This window comes from Geodermatophilus obscurus, from assembly GCF_900115395.1.
Lineage (GTDB): Bacteria > Actinomycetota > Actinomycetes > Mycobacteriales > Geodermatophilaceae > Geodermatophilus > Geodermatophilus obscurus_B.
Window position 1 is genome coordinate 64,358 of the sequence record NZ_FOWE01000009.1, and the last position, 15,056, is coordinate 79,413.

The window sequence follows — 15,056 nt, forward strand, 5'->3', positions numbered from 1 at the left end:
GCCCCGGACCGTCCGAGACGAGGAGACGTCGTGACCACCCTGTGGGACACCACCGGCTCGGCCGTGGTGAAGGAGCTGGCCGCCCAGCGGCGGACCGGCGGGGCGGTGCTCTCCGGCGTCGCCCTGACCCTGGTCGTCGTCGCCGACGAGGCCCGGGTGGTCGAGGCGGAGGAGGCCGCGACCGCCGCCGCCGAGCAGCACCCCTGCCGGATCCTGGTGGTGGTGCGCCGGCAGATCGACGCCCCCCTGCCCCGCCTGGACGCCGAGGTGTCCATCGGCGGGCGGCTGGGCCCCGGCGAGGCCGTCGTCATGCGCATGTACGGGCGGCTGGCCCTGCACGCGGAGTCGGTGGTGCTGCCGCTGCTGGCCGCCGACGCCCCCGTGGTGACGTGGTGGCACAGCGACCCGCCGAGCCAGCTGACCACCGACGCGCTCGCGGTCATCGCCGACCGGCGGATCACCGACAGCACCGTCGCCGCCGACCAGCTCACCGCGCTGCGCACCCGCGCGCACGACTACGCGCCCGGCGACACCGACCTGGCCTGGACGCGGGCCACCGGCTGGCGGGCGACCCTCACCTCGGCGCTGGACTCCGTCTCCGGCCGGCGCGGCGACGCCGTCCGGGTGCTGGGCGGGCGCATCGAGGGCGACCCCGGCGCGGCCACCGCCCAGCTGCTGGCCGGCTGGGTCGAGTCGCGCGCCGGCGCCCGGCTGGAGGTCGTGCAGGCCGCTCGGCACACCGGCCCCAGCGGCGTCGACTCCGTCGTCCTCGAGCTCGACCAGGACGAGGAGGTGCGCGTGCACGCCGACCGGCGGGGCGGCGCGGTGATCAGCCAGCCCTACCGGCCCGACGCGACCGTGGCGCTGCCCGACCGCACGTTCGGCGACCTGCTCGGCGAGGAGCTGCGGCGGCTGGACCCCGACGAGCCCTACGCCGAGGCGCTCGAGGTCACCACCGGGGTGAGCGGCCTGGTCGACCGCGCGCCGCTGCGCGCGCACGTGTGGGTCGACCCGGCCCAGCCGGACGGCCCGGGCTCCCCGGTCGACACCGGCTCCGTCGAGGAGAACAGCCCGCACGGGGAGGCCCCCACCGTGCCGCCGACCTCCGAGGGCACCGACGAGGTGGCGCTGTCCGGCGAGCACGACACCCCCGACCCGACCGCTCCCGAGTCGGCATCCGCACCCGAGCCCGCCGCCGAGCCCGGGGCGGTCCGGTGAGCCTCACCCCCGGCGACCGCATCGTCGAGCTGCTCGGGCAGTGGTCCGACGGTCCCGTCCCCGACGTCGTCGTCGAGCCCGACGCCGAGATGCTGGCGCGGGCGGTCGCCGCGGCGCTGGTGGCCCGGCTGGCCGCCGCCCAGGCGGTGCACGGGACGGCGTCGGTGGTGCTCACCGGCGGCGGGGTGGGCACCGCGGTGCTGCGGCACGTCGCCGGGCTGGCCGAGGAGCCGGCGCCCGGCCAGGACGTCGACTGGACCGCCGTGGACGTGTGGTGGGGAGACGAGCGGTTCGTCCCCGCCGACGACGACGAGCGCAACGAGAAGGGCGCCCGGGAGGCGCTGCTGGACCGGGTCGGCGTGCCGCCGCAGCGCGTGCACGCCATGCCGGCCTCCGACGCCGGCTTCGCCGAGCCGGAGGAGGCGGCCGAGTGGTACGCCGGCACCCTGGCCGACGCGGCCCGCGACGCGGGGGCCGAGGGGCCGCTGCCGCGCTTGGACGTGCTGCTGCTCGGGATGGGGCCCGAGGGCCACGTCGCGTCGATCTTCCCGCACTCCCCCGCGGCGTCCGACGACCGTCCGGTGGTGGCCGTGCGGGACTGCCCCAAGCCCCCGCCGACGCGGGTGAGCCTGGGCTTCTCCGCGATCGGCAGCGCCGAGGAGGTCTGGCTGCTGGTGGCGGGTGAGGGCAAGGCCGACGCTGTGGCCAGCGCCCTCGGCGGGGCCGACCCGCTCGACGTACCGGCGGCCGGTGCGTGCGGCCGCCGCGCCACCCGCTGGCTGCTCGACGCCGCGGCCGCCAGCCGCCTGCCGGGCGCAGGCGGCTAGCGGCCGGTCGTCAGGCGCCGCGGCGAGCGCGGAGCTTCGCCAGGGCCTCCTCGAGGAGGGCGTCGCCGTCGGCGTCGCTGCGGCGCTCGCGGACGTAGGCGAGGTGGGTCTTGTACGGCTCGGTGCGCGGCACCGGCGGCGGCGCCTGGGCGTCCTGGCCGGCCGGCTGGCCACACCGCGGGCAGTCCCAGAGGTCGGGGATCTCGGCGTCGGTGGCGAAGGCCACCCGCGTCTCGTGGCCCTGGCTGCACCAGTAGCCGATCCTGTGCCGGGGCGCGGACTCGCCGCGCTCTGCCTCTCCCATCGGACCCGCACCGACCCGGGTCCCCCGGATCGCGTTGCCACCAGCCACGAGCGCCCCCTCAAGACCGACCTGCACGGCGCTGACCGCACCGTTCGCGCAGTCTAGGGCCTGGAGGGTGTTCCCTCGATCACGATTTCGCCCTGACCTGCGGGCAGCGCGGGGTGGTGACGTGCTGGAACGGCCCCGGCGCAGGGGCCCGCCGCGAGCGTGCGAGCGGTGGGGGGCGCCGGGGTCCTTCCTCAGACCTTGAGCAGGATGCCCAGCGTCACGATGCAGATGGTCCAGACCAGCCCGGTGAACACGGTGAGCCGGTTGAGGTTCTTCTCGACGACCGAGGACCCGGACAGCTGTGAGGACACCGCGCCGCCGAACATCGACGACAGGCCACCGCCCTTGCCCCGGTGCAGCAGGATCAGCACCACCAGCAGCACGCTGGTGAGACCCAGCAACACGTTGAGGACGAGCTCGACCATGCCGTCCAGCGTAACCGGTGCCCCGACCGGTCCCGGTCAGCGCACGCCCGCGGTGGCCAGGTCGTAGCCGGTGTAGGGCCGCATGACGACCGCGTTGCGCAGCCGCTGGCCGGCCAGGAGCTGCACGCGGCTCTCCACCAGGGGCACGTAGGCGCCGGTGTCGCGGGCGGCCACCGCCACGTCCCGCCAGGCCGCCTCGGCCGCCTGCGGGTCGGCGGCCGCGCGCGCGGCGTCCACCGCCGCCGACACCGCCGGGTCGCCCAGCCGCGCGTAGTTGGTGTTGCCGACCAGGCTGATCGAGCGGCCGTCGACGAGCGGCGTGAGGAACGCGCCGGGGGTCGGGAAGTCCGCGGTCCAGGTGGCCAGCACGATGCCGAAGCCGTTGCGGGCGACGTTGTCCGGGCTGCCGACGTCGGTGGCGTAGAAGCTCGCGGCCGGCAGCGGGCGGACCTCGGCCCGGATGCCGACCACGCCGAGCTGGTCGGTGACGGCCTCGGCGACCTGCACGCTGGCCTGCGCGTCGGGGACGGCGAGCACCGTGCTGAAGCCCTCCGGCTGCCCGCAGTCGGCCAGCGCGGCACGGGCGGCGTCGAGGTCGGGCCCGGTGTCGGCGTCCTCGGGGCCGCCGGGCAGCCCGCCCGGCCACAGCTGCGCGGTGCGCACCGCCTCGTCGACGCCGCCCAGCGCCTCCTGCACGGCGCCGCGGTCGACGGCGGCCGCGACGGCCGCGCGGCAGTTCGGGTCGTTCATCGGGGCGACGTCGGTGGGCAGGGCCAGCAGCCGCAGCGCCCCGCTGGTCACGTCGTCGACCCGGTCGGACAGGGGCACCTCGCCGCCGGCGCCCGCGGTCAGCCGGGTGCCGGTGGCCGGGTGGTGCACGCCGGTCCCGGAGATGTCGACGTCGGCCGAGCCGGCCAGCAGCGCCTGGTCCCGCTCGAGGTTGGACAGGCCGGTGCGCACGACCACGCGGTCGGGCAGGGCGGTGCGGACCTCGTCGGTGGCGGCGGCCCACTGCGGGTTGCGGTCGAGGACGATGCCGGTGACGGGGTCGACGGTCGTGATGGCGTAGGGGCCGGAGGACACCGGGTCGGCGCCGTAGGCCGCGCCGGTGTCGGCCTCGGCCGGCACCGGGCTGCTGGAGGGCAGCGCCAGCACGTGCGGGAAGTCCGGGCTCGGGACGCGCAGGCGGAAGACGATCGTGGCGTCGTCGGGGGTCTCGACCGAGGCCAGTCCGAGCCGGTTCGGGTCCTCGTCCTGGTAGGGCCCGGCGTAGCGGTTCGCCGGGTCGTCGAGCAGGTCGACGACGTGGGTGGGGCCGCCGACGACGACGTCGGAGGCGAAGGACCGCTCGATGCCGTACTTGACGTCGCGCGAGGTGATCGGCCGGCCGTTCTCGAACCGCACGTCGGGGCGGAGGGTGAACGTCCAGGTCGCGCCGCCGTCGGGGGTGGTGCCGGCGTCGGTGGCGAGGTCGGGCACCAGGTCGCCGGTGGACCCGGGCCGCGAGGAGTAGGTGACCAGCGTCCGGGTGTAGAGCCGCATGAGGTTCCAGACACCCGGCTGGTAGGAGCGCTGCGGGTCGAGGCTGTCGACCGCGCCGGTCACCACCCGCAGCGTGCCGCCGCGCTCGTCCGAGGGCGCGCGCACCCCGTCGACGGCGGCGTCCGGGCCGTCGCCCAGGACGGGGACGCCCGCGGTGTCGTCCCCGCCGCCGCTGCAGCTCACCGCGACGGCGACCACGAGGACGACGACGAGCGCGAGGCCCAGGACGCGGCCGGCCGTGCTCGCGAGCAGCGCCCGGAGCCGGGAGCGGGTGGGTCCCTGCAGCGTGCTGCGCACCCACCCACCCCCGTTCGGCCGCCGGGGCTGATGCGCTCAGCTGCCCCCGGCGGCGCTCCGACAGATCTTCGCGAACTCGTCGGCGTCGAGGCTCGCGCCACCGACGAGTGCGCCGTCGACGTCCGGCCCGGCCAGGATCCCGGCCGTGCTCGCGGCCTTCACCGACCCGCCGTAGAGGATACGGACCACCGCGGCTGTATCCGGGCCGAAACGCTCGGCGAGCCGCGACCGGAGTGCGCCGCAGACCTCCTGGGCGTCCTCGGGCGTGGCCACCTCGCCGGTGCCGATCGCCCACACCGGCTCGTAGGCGAGCACCACGCGGGTGACGTCCTCGGCGCTCAGCCCGGCGAGGGAGGCGTCGAGCTGGGCGGTGCAGTGGGCCACGTGGCCGCCGGCCTGGCGCACCTCGAGCCCCTCCCCCACGCAGACGATCGGCGTGAGGCCGTGCCGCAGCGCGGCCTGGGTCTTGGCGGCCACCACCGCGTCGTCCTCACCGTGCAGCGAGCGCCGCTCGGAGTGGCCCACGACGACGAAGCCGCACGCCAGCGCGGCCAGCATCGCCCCGCTGACCTCGCCGGTGTAGGCACCGGAGTCGTGCGCGGACAGGTCCTGCGCGCCGTAGCCGATCGCCAGCTGGTCGCCGTTGACCAGGGTCTGCACGCTGCGCAGTGCGGTGAACGGGGGCAGGACGACGACCTCGGCGGCGTCGAGCTCCTCCTCGGTGAGGCTGAAGACCAGCTTCTGCACCAGGCCGATGGCCTCCAGGTGCGTCATGTGCATCTTCCAGTTGCCCGCGATGAGCGGGCGGCGGCCCTCCCGGCGGGCGGGGGCCGGCTGCCTGCGTGCCATCCCTCGCCCCCTCAGTCCGCCAGCACCGCGAGGCCGGGCAGCTCCCGGCCCTCGAGGTACTCCAGCGACGCGCCGCCGCCGGTGCTGATGTGGCCGTAGGCGGCCTCGTCGAGGCCGAGCTGTCGGACCGCGGCGGCGGAGTCCCCGCCGCCGACCACCGACAGCCCGTCGACGGCGGCCACGGCCTCGGCGACGCCGCGGGTGCCGGCCTGGAAGGGCGCCAGCTCGAACACGCCCATCGGGCCGTTCCAGAAGACGGTGCGCGCGCCGGCCAGCTCGCCCCCGAACGCCTCCACCGTGCGCGGGCCGACGTCGAGGCCCAGCTGCCCGTCGGGGATCTCCCCGACCCCGACGACCGCCGTCTCGACGTCGGCGCTGAACTCCGGCGCGACGACGACGTCCAGCGGCAGCACGATGCGGTCGCCGGCCTCGGCGAGCAGCCGCCGGCAGGTGTCGACCTGGTCGGCCTCCAGCAGCGACCTGCCGACGCCGTGCCCCTGGGCGGCCAGGAAGGTGAAGCACATCCCGCCGCCGACGAGGAGCCGGTCGACCTTGGGCAGCAGCGCCTCGATGACGGCGAGCTTGTCGCTGACCTTCGACCCGCCCAGCACGACGACGTAGGGCCGCTCGGGGTCGGTGGTGAGGCGGGTCAGGACGTCGAGCTCGGCGGCGACGAGCCGCCCGGCCACGTGCGGCAGCCGCTGGGCGACGTCGTAGACCGACGCGTGCTTGCGGTGCACGGCGCCGAACGCGTCGTCGACGTAGACGTCGGCCAGCGCGGCCAGCCGGTCGGCCAGCTCCCCGCGCTCGGCGTCGTCCTTGCTGGTCTCGGCCGCCTCGAAGCGGACGTTCTCCAGCAGCAGCACGTCGCCGTCGCCCAGCGCCGCCGCCCGGCTGCGGGCGTCCTCGCCGGCGACGTCGGCGGCGAGCGGCACCTCCGTGCCGAGCAGCTCACCGAGCCGCGCGGCCACGGGGGCGAGGGAGTACTGCGGGTCGGGCGCGCCCTTGGGCCGGCCGAGGTGCGCGGCGACGACGACGCGGGCGCCGGCCTCCCGCAGCGCCTGCAGCGTCGGCAGGCTCGCCCGGATCCGCCCGTCGTCGGTGATGGCGCGGGTCTGCTTGTCGAGGGGGACGTTGAGGTCGGTGCGCACCAGCACGCGCCGGCCCGACACCCCCTCGGCGAGCAGGTCGTCGAGGGAGCGGGCCATCAGAGCGAGCGGCCGACGAGCTCGACGGAGTCGACGAGCCGGTTGGAGTAGCCCCACTCGTTGTCGTACCAGCCGAGCACCTTCGCCATCGGGCCGAAGACCTTGGTGAGCTTGCTGTCGTAGATGCACGACGCCGGGTCGGTGACGATGTCGGAGGAGACGATCGGGGCGTCGGTGTACCGGAGGATGCCGGCGAGCGGGCCCTCGGCGGCGGCCCGGTAGGCGGCGTCGATCTCGTCGGCCGAGGCCTCGCGCGACAGCGTCACGGTGAGGTCGGTGGCCGAGCCGGTGGGCACCGGGACGCGGACCGCGTAGCCGTCGAGCTTGCCCTTCAGCTCGGGCAGCACCAGGCCGATCGCCTTGGCCGCACCGGTGCTCGTGGGGACCATGTTCAGCGCGGCGGCGCGGGCCCGGCGGAGGTCCTTGTGCGGGCCGTCCTGCAGGTTCTGGTCGGCGGTGTAGGCGTGGATCGTCGTCATCAGGCCGCGCTCGATGCCGAACGAGTCGTTGAGCACCTTGGCCAGCGGGGCCAGGCAGTTGGTGGTGCAGGACGCGTTGCTGATGATCGTCTGCGAGCCGTCGTACTGCTCGTGGTTGACGCCCATGACGATGGTGAGGTCGTCGCCGGTGGCCGGCGCCGAGATGACCACCTTCTTGGCGCCGCCCTTGTCGACGTGCTTGCGGGCGTCGTCGGCCTTGGTGAAGAAGCCGGTGGACTCGACGACGACGTCGACGCCGAGGTCGCCCCACGGCAGCGACGCCGGGTCGCGCTCGGAGAGGACCCTCATGGCCTTCCCCGCGATCGTGATGCCCTCGCCGTCGGCGCTGACGTCGTCGGGCAGCACACCGAGGATGCTGTCGTACTTGAGCAGGTGGGCCAGGACCTCGTTGCTGGTCAGGTCGTTGACCGCCACGATCTCGATGTCCTTGCCGCTGGCCGCGGCTGCCCGCCAGAAGTTGCGGCCGATCCGGCCGAACCCGTTGATCCCCACCCGCACCGTCACTGCTGACCTCCACGGCTCCGTGGCGCCGTCCGGCGCCGTCGCGTGCACGGCCGCGCGGGCGCGCGGCCCCGACCAGCGACGACCCTATCGGCCCCGGCGGCAGCCGACCGGGCGAGGTTCAGGCACCCGGGACGAGCTCCGCGACGTCGTCCCGGGCGGCGGCCGGGACCGGCACCGCGACGTCGTCCCGGGCGGCGGCCGGAACCGGCACCGCGACGACCTGCGGGGAGGGCACGGCGTCGGCGGCCACCACGCGGTCGCGGCCGGTGGCCTTCGCCGTGTAGAGCGCCCGGTCGGCGGCCTCGAGCAGGGCCGCGGAGACGGAACCGTCGGCCGGGCAGACGGCCACGCCGATGCTCACGGTGACCCGGACGTCGTCGCCGTCGAGGGCGTGCCGGCCGGCGGCCACCGCCCGGCGGATCTGCTCGGCGCGATCAACCGCCTGCTCCCGGCCCAGGCCGGGCAGGACGAGCACGAACTCCTCGCCGCCGAGGCGGGCGGCGGTGTCCCCCGCGCGGACGGCGCCGGCGAGGGTGCCGGCGACGGCGGTGAGGACGGTGTCGCCCGCGCCGTGGCCGTAGCGGTCGTTGACGCTCTTGAAGTGGTCGATGTCGACGACGAGCACCGACAGCTCCCCGGCCCGGGGGCGGGAGGCCAGGTCGGCGGCGAGCGCACGGTCGAGGTGGCGGCGGTTGTGCAGGCCGGTCAGCGGGTCGCGGACGGCCTCCTCGGCCAGCTCGGCGCGCAGCCGCTCGATGACCTCGACCTGCTCGGCCAGGCGGGCGTTGAGCCGCTCGACGGCGGCCTGGCGCTCCTGCTGCTCGCTGACGTCGCGGACGACGACGATCCGGCCGAGGGGCCGTCCGCGCGGGTCGGCGACCTCGGAGTCGCGGACGTCGAGCCACACGCCCGGCGCCACCTCGGCGACGCGGTGCCCGTCGAGGCGCTCGGTCGCCCCGAAGACGGCCAGGGCGTTGGGCCCGGCGATCTCCTGCAGGGAGCGGCCGACCAGGTCGCCGGAGAGCGTGGCGCGCATCGACCGCATCATCCGCTCGCCGGCCGGGTTGAGGTCGATGAGGATCCCCGCCGGGTCGACGACCAGTACGGCGTCGGGGACGGTGTCGACGACCTGGTCGCGGGCGACGGGGACCAGGCGCAGCAGGCCGCCGCGGAAGATCGCCCAGCAGTCGACGAGCCCGGTGAGCAGGAAGAACAGCGGGGTGACGTCGGTGCCGGTGCCGTCGAGCTGGCCGCCGACCGCGACCACGTTGCCGACGGTGGACAGCAGCGCCGACCCCAGCAGGATCGCGACCTGCCGCCGGAGGACCCCGGTCACGCGCCGGAAGCAGCGGACCAGGTACGTGTAGGCGACCGCGACGAGGACGTAGGAGTAGAGGGTGTGGGCCAGGAAGAGCGGCCCGAGGACCACCGCCGCGTCGCCGTCGGGACCGGCGGCGGCGAGCCCGCCCATCACCAGGTCGCGCGTGGCCGGCACTGTCCCGGCGACCACCAGGCACAGCGGCTCGACCGCCATCAACAGGGCGGTCCGGCGCGCGGGCCGCCACGAGGGGTCGGTGACGGTGCGGGCGAGGACGTAGGTGCCGGCGACCACCAGGCCGACGGAGGCCAGCAGCACCGGCGGGTAGGCGAGGCGGGTGACCTCGGTGCGCAACCCGTAGACGAGCGCGTCGGCCGCCGACCAGGTGGCCACCCCGGACATGGTCACCGCCAGCGCGGTGGCCGCGGGGGTCCGGTCCCGCCGCCGCCAGGCCAGGACGGCCGTGCACGCGGCGACCAGCGCCGCGCACGCGAAGAGCACGGCCCAGCGGTCGGGCGTCATGGGGCCTCCTCGGCACCGGGCGGACTCTGTCCACCGCCACTGCCCTGCCCATCGGCCCGTCCTGCCGCTGCCTGGAGCACCTCCTCACCCGGCCGGGTGACGCGGCTTGGTGACACGGCTTGGTGACACGACGAGGTGACACGACGAGGTGACACGACGAGGTGACACGACGAGGTGACACGACGAGGCCCCCGCACCGCGGACGGTGCGGGGGCCTCGTACCGAGGACGGGTCCTCGCGCTACTGGGCGAGCATGTCGTCGGTCACCACGGACTCGGTGTCCGGGATGCCGAGGTCCTTCGCGCGCTTGTCGGCCATGGCCAGCAGACGCCGTATGCGGCCGGCGACGGCGTCCTTGGTCATCGGCGGGTCGGCGCGCTGGCCGAGCTCCTCCAGCGAGGCCTGGCCGTGCTCCAGGCGCAGCCGGCCGGCGACGAGCAGGTGCTCGGGCGCGTCCTCGGCCAGGATCTCCAGCGCCCGCTCGACCCGGGCGCTGGCCGCCACCGCAGCGCGCGCCGAGCGGCGGAGGTTGGCGTCGTCGAAGTTGGCCAGCCGGTTGGCGGTGGCGCGGACCTCGCGGCGCATCCGCCGCTCCTCCCAGGCCAGCACCGCGTCGTGGGCGCCCATCCGGGTGAGCAGCGCGCTGATGGCGTCCCCGTCGCGGACGACGACGCGGTCGGCGCCGCGCACCTCGCGGGCCTTGGCGGCGATGCCCAGCCGGCGGGCCGCGCCGACGAGGGCCATGGCCGCCTCCGGGCCGGGGCAGGTGACCTCGAGGGACGAGGAGCGGCCGGGCTCGGTGAGCGAGCCGTGCGCGAGGAACGCGCCCCGCCACGCCGCCTCGGCGTCGTTGATGCTGCCCGACACCACCGACGGCGGCAGGCCGCGCACCGGGCGGCCGCGCTGGTCGACCAGGCCGGTCTGGCGGGCCAGGCCCTCGCCGTGCTTGGCGATGCGGACCAGGTAGCGCACGCCGCGGCGGATGTTGCCGCCGGCCAGCACGCTGACCCCGCTGGTGTAGCCGTACACCTCGCTGATGTCCCGCCGCAGCCGCCGCGCGACCGACCCGGTGTCCAGCTCGGCCTCGATGACCACGCGGCCGCCCACGATGTGCAGCCCCCCGGAGAAGCGGAGCAGCGCGGTGACCTCGGCCTTGCGCTCGGAGGTCCGCGTGGTCTCCACCCGGGACAGCTCGTCCTTGACCATGGCGGTCATCGCCACTGAGACCACCCCTTCTCCTGCGGCGCCATCTTCGGCGTCACCTCTCCCCCTCCGACCGTCCGGGCACAGCGTCTGCGGGTGCGGCGGCTGCGTCCCCCGTTGCGTCCCCCGCGGCGGCCACCGGCCCGCCCGTCGCCTGCCCCCCGGCCACGGGGGCCAGCGCGGCAGCCAGCCGGGCGGGGTCGTGCCGCGGGGACCCGCCGGGCTCGGCGACCGGGGCCAGTACGAGCTCGGCGCCGCAGTCGCGCACCGCAGACAGGAGACCACAGCGGTCAACCACCGACTCGGCATCCGCGATCACGGTGTGCAGCGCCACTCCGTCCAGATGGGCCTGCAGCACCCGCAGGTGCTCCTCCGGAGAGAACCCGTCGGTCTCCCCCGGCTGTGGCTCGAGGTTGAGCACCACGACCACCCGGGCGCTGCTGGCGGCCAGGGCCCGCCGCAGCCGCGGCACCAACAGGTGCGGCAGCACGGACGTGTACCAGGAGCCGGGCCCCAGCGAGACGACGTCGGCGCCGGCGATGGCGGCGAGCACGTCGGCATGCACCGGCGGGTCCGCCGGCGAGACGAGGATGTCGCGCACCCGGCCGGGCGTGGAGGCGATGGCGACCTGCCCGCGGATGGTGCGCGTGCGCTCGGGGTCGTCGGGGTCGACGGTCTCCACGCGCGCCACGAGGTCCAGCGGCACGTCGGCCATCGGCAGCACCCGGCCGCGGGTGCGCAGCAGCGCGCAGACGGCGTCGAGGGCGCGCACCGTGTCCCCGCCGTGCAGCTCGACCAGGCCGGTGAGGACCAGGTTGCCGACCGGGTGGCCGGCCAGCACGCCGTTGCCGCCCAGCCGGTGCTGCAGCAGCCGGGCCATCTCCTGCCGGCCGCCGTCCTCGTCGGCGAGGGCGGCCAGCGCCATCCGCAGGTCGCCCGGCGGCAGCACGGGCATCTCCCGGCGGATGCGGCCGGAGGAGCCGCCGTCGTCGGCGACGGTGACCACGGCCGTGAGGTCGGGGGTGATCCGGCGCCAGGCGCCCAGCGCGGCCGCCAGCCCGTGGCCGCCGCCGAAGGCGACCACCCTGGGGTGCGCGCCGGACCCGGGCGCAGGGGGCACGCCGGACCCGGGCGCAGGGGGCACGCCGGACCCTGGCGCAGGGGGCACGCCGGACCCGGCCGCAGGGGGCACGCCGCCCACTACTCGCGGCCCAGGTCGCGGTGGCGCGCGACCGCGTCGATGCCCTCAGCGGCCAGCCGGCGGGCGAACTCCTCGGCGATGGCGACGCTGCGGTGCTTGCCGCCGGTGCAGCCGACCGCGAGCGTCAGGTACCGCTTGCCCTCGCGCCGGTAGCCGGGGATGAGCAGCCGCAGCACCTCGAGGTATCGGTCGAGGAACGGCCCGGCGTCCTCCTGGCCGAGGACGTAGTCGCGGACGTCGGCGTCCTGTCCGGTGTGCGGGCGCAGCTCGGGCAGCCAGTGCGGGTTGGGCAGGAACCGGGCGTCGACGACGAGGTCGGCGTCCAGCGGCAGGCCGTACTTGAAGCCGAAGCTGAGCACGGTCGCCGTCAGCGGCGGGGTGCGGCCCTCGCGGGCGAAGGCGTTCTCCAGCGTGGCGCGCAGCTGGTGGACGTTGAGGTCGCTGGTGTCGACCCACAGGTCGGCCTCGCCGGCGATGCCGGTGAGCAGCGCCCGCTCGGCCGTGATGCCGTCGAGGATGCGGCCCGAGCCCTGCAGCGGGTGCTCGCGCCGGTTGGACTCGTAGCGGCGGACCAGCACCTCGTCGCGGGCGTGCACGTACACCACCCGCGCGCGGTGACCGGCCTCGGCGAGCACCCGGACGGCCTCCTGCAGGTCGCTGGAGAAGGCCCGGCTGCGGACGTCGACGACGGCGGCGAACCGGCGGACGCCGCCGCGGGCGCCCAGCTCGACCATCGGCAGCAGCAGCGCCGGGGGCAGGTTGTCGACGACGTACCAGCCGAGGTCCTCCAGCACCCGCCCGGCGCTGTTCTTGCCCGCCCCTGACAGCCCGGTGACGACCACGACCTCGACCGGCGGCGTCTCGGTGCTCGCCGGATCCAGCCCTGGCGGGACGTCGGCCTGCGGCCCGGCCTGCTCCGGCGCGCCGTGCACGGCAGCCGCCGCGCTCTCCCCCGGTGCGGTGGTCCCCGCGCCCTGCTCGGCCGTCACGAGGCAGCCCTGCCCGCGGCGACCCGGCCCACCTCGGCGGTGGCCCCGGCGCCGGCCTGGGGCGTGCCGCGCTCGGCCGGCCCCCCGGGCGCGGTCACCGACTCCACCGGCTCCACCGGCTCCACCGGCTCCACGGCCTCCCCCGCCTCCCCCGAGGACCCGGGGTCCGGCTGCTCCGCCGCGGGCTCCGCGACCGCCGCGAGCACCGCCTCGGCCGTGCGCCGGCCGATGCCGGGCACCGCCACGAGCTCCTCGACCGTGGCCGCGCGCAGCCGCTTGAGCGACCCGAACTGCTTCATCAGCGCCTTCCGCCGTGTCTCCCCGAGGCCGGGGACGTCGTCCAACAGCGAGACCAGCATGCTCACCGACCGCCTCTGCCGGTGGTAGGTGATCGCGAACCGATGGGCCTCGTCGCGCACCCGCTGCAGCAGGTACAGCGCCTCGGAGGTGCGCGGCAGGATCACCGGATCGCTCTCGCCGGGCAGCCACACCTCCTCCATCCGCTTGGCCAGCCCGCAGACGGCGACGTCGACGATGCCCAGCTCGTCGAGCGAGCGGGCCGCAGCCGCGACCTGCGGGGCGCCGCCGTCGACGACGAGCAGGTTGGGCGGGTAGGCGAACCGGCGCGGCCGGCCCTCCTCCGCCGCGACGCCCTGCTCGTCGACGCGGTCCGCCTCCTCCTTGAGGTGGCGGGCGAACCGGCGGCGGACCACCTCGGCCATCGCCGCGGTGTCGTCGGTGCCCTCGTGCACGGAGAAGCGCCGGTAGTCGGACTTCTTCGCCAGCCCGTCCTCGAAGACCACCATCGAGGCGACGACGTTGGTCTGCTGCACGTGCGAGACGTCGATGCACTCGATGCGCAGCGGCGCCTCGGGCAGCTCGAGGGCCTCCTGCAGCTCCGACAGGGCCAGGCTGCGGGCCGTGAGGTCGCTCGAGCGCTTGACCCGGTGCCGTGCGAAGGCCTCCTTCGCGTTGCGCTCGACGGTCTCCATGAGGCTGCGCTTGTCACCGCGCTGCGGGACGCGCAGCGACACCCGGGAGCCGCGCAGCTCGCCGAGCAGGTCCTCGTAGACGTCGGCGTCGTCGGGCAGCTCGGGGACGAGCACTTCCCGGGGCACCGACTCGCCGCCCTCGGTGACGCCGGTGGCCTCGTCGACGCCGCCGTAGACCTGCAGGAGGAACTGCTCCACCAACTCGCCGGTGGAGACCTCCTCGACCTTGTCGATGATCCAGCCGCGCTGGCCGCGGACCCGGCCGCCGCGGACGTGGAAGACCTGCACGGCGGCCTCGAGCTCGTCCTGGGCGAAGGCGACGACGTCGGCGTCGGTGCCGTCCCCGAGGACGACGGCCTGCTTCTCCATCGCCCGCTTCAGCGCGCCGAGGTCGTCGCGCAGCCGCGCGGCCTTCTCGAACTCCAGCGCCTCGGCCGCCTCGGCCATCTCCCGCTCGAGCCGCTTGACCATGGCGTCGGTGCGGCCGGCCATGAAGTCGCAGAAGTCGTCGACGATCGCGCGGTGCTCCTCGGCGCTGACCCGGCCCACGCAGGGCGCGGCGCACTTGCCGATGTAGCCGAGCAGGCAGGGCCGGCCGATCTGCCCGGCGCGCTTGAAGACGCCGTTGGAGCAGGTGCGGGCGGGGAAGACGCGGGTGAGGGTGTCGAGGGTCTCGCGGATGGCCCAGGCGTGCGCGTAGGGGCCGAAGTAGCGGACGCCCTTCTTCTTCGGCCCGCGCATCACCTGCAGCCGCGGGTACTCCTCGTTCAGCGTGACGGCCAGCGACGGGTAGCTCTTGTCGTCGCGGTAGCGGACGTTGAACCGCGGGTCGAACTGCTTGATCCAGTTGTACTCGAGCTGCAGCGCCTCGACCTCGGTGCCGACGACGGTCCACTCGACGCTGGCCGCCGTCGTGACCATCTGCCGGGTGCGCGGGTGCAGGCCGGCGACGTCGGCGAAGTAGCTGTTCAGGCGCTGGCGCAGGCTCTTGGCCTTACCCACGTAGACGACCCGGCCGTTGGGGTCGCGGAACTTGTAGACGCCGGGGCTCTCGGGGATGGAGCCGACCGCCGGGCGGTACGTGGACGGGTCGGGCACGTGTCCACAGT

13 protein-coding genes are annotated in these 15,056 nt (G+C 75.7%); 2 read left to right on the top strand and 11 right to left on the bottom strand.

Translation table 11 applies throughout. The features are described from left to right. The first annotated feature begins 30 nt into the window (after window positions 1-30). Window positions 31-1,218: a glucose-6-phosphate dehydrogenase assembly protein OpcA gene (locus BM165_RS17900; RefSeq protein WP_075014919.1), complete on the top strand. Its 1,188-nt coding sequence runs from the start codon at window positions 31-33 to the stop codon at window positions 1,216-1,218. Next, a complete protein-coding gene (gene pgl, locus BM165_RS17905) occupies window positions 1,215-2,045 on the top strand; it encodes a 6-phosphogluconolactonase (RefSeq protein ID WP_244274312.1) in 831 nt (276 codons plus the stop codon). The genes BM165_RS17900 and pgl overlap by 4 nt, the downstream gene beginning before the upstream one ends. A gap of 10 nt (window positions 2,046-2,055) precedes the next feature. On the opposite strand, the gene BM165_RS17910 is transcribed toward pgl, so the two are convergent. The 11 genes from BM165_RS17910 to uvrC all read right to left on the bottom strand — a co-directional run bounded on the left by BM165_RS17910 (window position 2,056) and on the right by uvrC (window position 15,045). Beyond that, complete coding sequence (locus tag BM165_RS17910; protein ID WP_432276819.1) at window positions 2,056-2,424, bottom strand: RNA polymerase-binding protein RbpA; 369 nt, start codon at window positions 2,422-2,424, stop codon at window positions 2,056-2,058. Window positions 2,425-2,588: 164 nt separating this feature from the next. Continuing rightward, entirely contained in the window at window positions 2,589-2,822 is a 234-nt protein-coding gene (gene secG, locus BM165_RS17915; protein ID WP_075014921.1) for a preprotein translocase subunit SecG, read from the bottom strand. Window positions 2,823-2,858: 36 nt separating this feature from the next. Next, window positions 2,859-4,661, bottom strand: coding sequence for an ABC transporter substrate-binding protein (locus BM165_RS17920; RefSeq protein WP_075014922.1), 1,803 nt, complete (start codon window positions 4,659-4,661; stop codon window positions 2,859-2,861). Window positions 4,662-4,697: 36 nt separating this feature from the next. After that, the gene (gene tpiA, locus BM165_RS17925; RefSeq protein ID WP_075014923.1) at window positions 4,698-5,510 is read right to left on the bottom strand and encodes a triose-phosphate isomerase; all 813 of its coding nucleotides are present in this window, start codon (window positions 5,508-5,510) and stop codon (window positions 4,698-4,700) included. An 11-nt stretch (window positions 5,511-5,521) separates the two neighbouring features. After that, the gene (locus BM165_RS17930) at window positions 5,522-6,718 is read right to left on the bottom strand and encodes a phosphoglycerate kinase (protein WP_075014924.1); all 1,197 of its coding nucleotides are present in this window, start codon (window positions 6,716-6,718) and stop codon (window positions 5,522-5,524) included. Next, the gene (gene gap / locus BM165_RS17935; protein ID WP_075014925.1) at window positions 6,718-7,722 is read right to left on the bottom strand and encodes a type I glyceraldehyde-3-phosphate dehydrogenase; all 1,005 of its coding nucleotides are present in this window, start codon (window positions 7,720-7,722) and stop codon (window positions 6,718-6,720) included. Before gap ends, BM165_RS17930 begins: the two co-directional genes overlap by 1 nt. Window positions 7,723-7,840: 118 nt before the next feature. Further along, on the bottom strand, window positions 7,841-9,562 hold the full coding sequence (locus tag BM165_RS17940; protein ID WP_075014926.1) for a histidine kinase N-terminal 7TM domain-containing diguanylate cyclase: 1,722 nt from the start codon (window positions 9,560-9,562) through the stop codon (window positions 7,841-7,843). A gap of 240 nt (window positions 9,563-9,802) precedes the next feature. Beyond that, the gene (whiA, locus tag BM165_RS17945; protein WP_432276820.1) at window positions 9,803-10,792 is read right to left on the bottom strand and encodes a DNA-binding protein WhiA; all 990 of its coding nucleotides are present in this window, start codon (window positions 10,790-10,792) and stop codon (window positions 9,803-9,805) included. A gap of 28 nt (window positions 10,793-10,820) precedes the next feature. After that, a complete protein-coding gene (locus BM165_RS17950) occupies window positions 10,821-11,885 on the bottom strand; it encodes a gluconeogenesis factor YvcK family protein (protein WP_143108219.1) in 1,065 nt (354 codons plus the stop codon). 80 nt (window positions 11,886-11,965) lie between these two features. Continuing rightward, the gene (rapZ, locus tag BM165_RS17955; RefSeq protein WP_075014928.1) at window positions 11,966-12,955 is read right to left on the bottom strand and encodes an RNase adapter RapZ; all 990 of its coding nucleotides are present in this window, start codon (window positions 12,953-12,955) and stop codon (window positions 11,966-11,968) included. Then, window positions 12,952-15,045, bottom strand: coding sequence for an excinuclease ABC subunit UvrC (gene uvrC / locus BM165_RS17960; protein ID WP_075014929.1), 2,094 nt, complete (start codon window positions 15,043-15,045; stop codon window positions 12,952-12,954). Before uvrC ends, rapZ begins: the two co-directional genes overlap by 4 nt. Between the last annotated feature and the right edge of the window lie 11 nt (window positions 15,046-15,056).